Here is a 2,954-nt window from a genome sequence, read left to right as displayed (position 1 = left end):
GGTAATATAGTCCATGAAAAAGCCTTGCTCTGAAATGTTTTGTCTTCGTAACCAAGATATTACAGATGCTAAGGCTTTTTTTTATTTATTTTTTATGTCGAACTCAGGTTATCTATACTTATATTCAGAGTTAGATAGTTTTATTATTCGAGAAAATAAAAAACCATTGGGCCGGTCAAAGTCTCAATGGTAGAGGATTTACATGTGAGTCATTATTATCGAAGGTTGTAATGACCTTTCTTGTTATTCTGATTTTCTCATTTCTAAAACGGACGGCTACCCGCCAGACTGATGCGTTTTAATAAACGGCGCTGATCAGCCGGGAATGGACGGCGTGAGTGCAAAGTCACCTGATTATCCCAGAACACGATATCGCCAATTTCCCAGTGATGTTCATAAGCGAACTCAGGTTTTGAAATATGCTCACGTAATTTTGCGATCAGTTGACTGCCAGCCTGATCATCATAATTGACCAGTTCGACTTCGGTATGCGTATTCAGCCAAAGTGCTTTACGACCGGATTCAGGATGAGTGCGCACCAGTGGATGTGGATAGGCATGACTTAATATGGGCTGATCTTTAAAGCGATACAGCGGGCTATTGCCATAACCTTGATCATCAGCCTGATCTCTGGTTTTTTGACGGCGCACGAAAGGGTTATAAGTAATCAGTTGCAGCTGATCAATCTGTGCTTTGGTTTCTTTATTGAGTGCATCATAGGCTTTAATGGTATTGATCCAGCTGGTCTGTCCACCGTTCTGAGGCAGTTCAATCGCATACAATAAGGAAGCAAAAGAGGGTAAAGGTGTCCATTGATGATCGGTATGTGGAGTCAGTTCACCATGCCCGGTATAGTCTCCCTGACCGACGGCATTGGAAACCGGCACGACATCGGGTGGAACACCGCTATCGGACTGCGCAGCCAATACCGGGGTATCTGCACCTGGGCGGAAAATGGAACCGAAATAAGTTGAAAATGCCAAGTATTGTAAATCATCCAGACTTTGCTGCTTAAAGATCAAAATCAGATGCTCGGCCAGAGCCTGTTTTAACTGTAAAATGGTTTCAGATGACTGGGCTTTACGGGCATCCAGACCAAAGACCACTGCGCCTAAGGCCTGATCTGTTTGCGGTACAATCTTGATTTCAGCCGGATGTTGAAATTGATCTTGCTGATGCCAGCGTGGAGCATCATGAATGGCTTGTGAAAGTTGGGTTAAGCTGGTCATTATAAAGTCTCAGAATTTTCTTGTTGATGAGAATCTAAGAAAATTCCGGACTGAAATAAAATCAAAAGAAATGATAAGTTTATGAATAATCTGATATTTTTAATATTTAGTTGATTTTGAAACATTTAACTTATTGTGCGATGGATTGCGCATTTTCTGCTGAGGATATTTCAGCAGTTTAGTGTGCGCAAAAAGCCTGATTAAAATATTCAAATAACTGAGGTGTTTGAAACCACAGTCCAATCGACAAAGCCAGTAAAAGCAGGATTGCCACAGCAATCAAGAGTTTGAGTTTCAATAGAGAATCAGTCATGGACGATTTGCTCCTCATTGACCCAGAAATGCACCAGTACGCCAAAAATGCTGAGGACAATGGATAGCATCCACACCGCATTATAATTGCCACTCAAATCATGGTTAACTCCACCGAGCCAGCCACCAAAAAATGAGCCAACCTGATGGGTAAAGAACACGATGCCACTGAGCATGGTCAGATATTTCACCCCGAACATATTCGCCACAATGCCATTGGTCAGCGGAACGGTCGATAACCAGAGTAACCCCATAATGACACCAAAGCTATAGACTGTCCATGTGCTGAGAGGCAGCATGAGAAAGGCAATAATCGCAATTCCACGCAATGCATATAATCCCATCAGTAGATGCGGTTTGAAGTATTTGCCACCCAGCCAGCCGGCCGTATAGGTGCCTACCACATTAAACAGACCCACTAAGGCTAAGAAGATCGTACCGGTTGTGGCATTAAACCCATGATCAATCAGATAGCCAGGCAGGTGAATGCCAATAAAAACTACCTGAAAACCACAAACAAAAAAGCCCATAGCCAGAAACCAGAAGGGTTTATGATTTTTCACCACCACCAGAATCTGTTTAAAATTGAGTGAGACTTTATTGGGGGTAGCGGCCGCGTTGGGATGAACATACATCGGTGCTTTCAGCATCCAGGCCAATGGCACAATCAATGCAATTAAAATGGCACTGACCACCAGCGCCGCTGACCAGCCGACATTCTGTAATAGCAACAGGGTTGAAGGCAGCATGATAAACTGACCAAAAGATCCGGCCGCACTAGCAATTCCCATCGCCAAACTGCGCTTTTCTGGTGGGGCAGCACGTCCAACTGCAGACAATAACACCGGAAATGACGTAGCTGACAGGGCGAGACCCAGAATCAGGCCGACACTCAGATTAAGCAATAATCCGGTCGAGCTAACTGCCATCAAGAGTAGACCAATTGCATATAAGGCTCCGCCTACAGCTACCACAATCTTGCTGCCATATTTATCGGCAAATGCCCCGGTAATTGGCTGAACTGCACCCCAGATCAGGTTTTGCATGGCAATAGCCAGGCTAAAAACATTATGACCCCAACCGAATTCTTCGCTCATCGGTACCAGATACAGGCCAAAGGCATGACGTACACCCAGTGACAGTGCCAAAATGATGGCGGAGCCAATCAGCATAAAAATAAGAGCTTTGGAAAATTGACTGTCAGCCATACGTCATTCATGCCTATAAATTTGATATGTATAGTATTCGATTCAAGCAATAGAGGCGATTAAATAAATATTGATCAAAAGATAAATTTTTTTTATTAGGGTCTGTTGACATTTCAAGTATAGAATTTACCCGATAAAGGTAGCCAAATAAATATACAAGCTAATGCAACTGCCCCCTCATAGCTACACTTTAGCTTATCATATC

Annotated in this window: 3 protein-coding genes and 1 pseudogene; all 4 read right to left on the bottom strand. The window is 43.3% G+C overall.

The genetic code is table 11. The annotated features are described in order from the left end of the window. Nucleotides 1-263: 263 nt before the first annotated feature. A complete protein-coding gene (locus WFH18_RS17150) occupies nt 264-1,229 on the bottom strand; it encodes a TauD/TfdA dioxygenase family protein (protein WP_004279669.1) in 966 nt (321 codons plus the stop codon). A 178-nt stretch (nt 1,230-1,407) separates the two neighbouring features. After that, nucleotides 1,408-1,542 carry a hypothetical protein gene (locus WFH18_RS17145; protein WP_005104601.1) on the bottom strand — a complete coding sequence of 45 codons (135 nt, stop codon included), beginning with the start codon at nt 1,540-1,542 and terminating at the stop codon, nt 1,408-1,410. Further along, entirely contained in the window at nt 1,535-2,749 is a 1,215-nt protein-coding gene (locus WFH18_RS17140) for an MFS transporter (protein WP_005104600.1), read from the bottom strand. The genes WFH18_RS17145 and WFH18_RS17140 overlap by 8 nt, the downstream gene beginning before the upstream one ends. A gap of 113 nt (nt 2,750-2,862) precedes the next feature. Then, nucleotides 2,863-2,954, bottom strand: a pseudogene (locus tag WFH18_RS17135) (IS5/IS1182 family transposase); the annotation flags it as partial.

It is taken from the genome of Acinetobacter sp. USHLN143 (assembly GCF_037145695.1).
GTDB lineage: Bacteria > Pseudomonadota > Gammaproteobacteria > Pseudomonadales > Moraxellaceae > Acinetobacter > Acinetobacter fasciculus.
The sequence above is the reverse complement of the archived record's forward strand: the minus strand, read 5'-3'. Positions and strand labels throughout refer to the sequence as shown.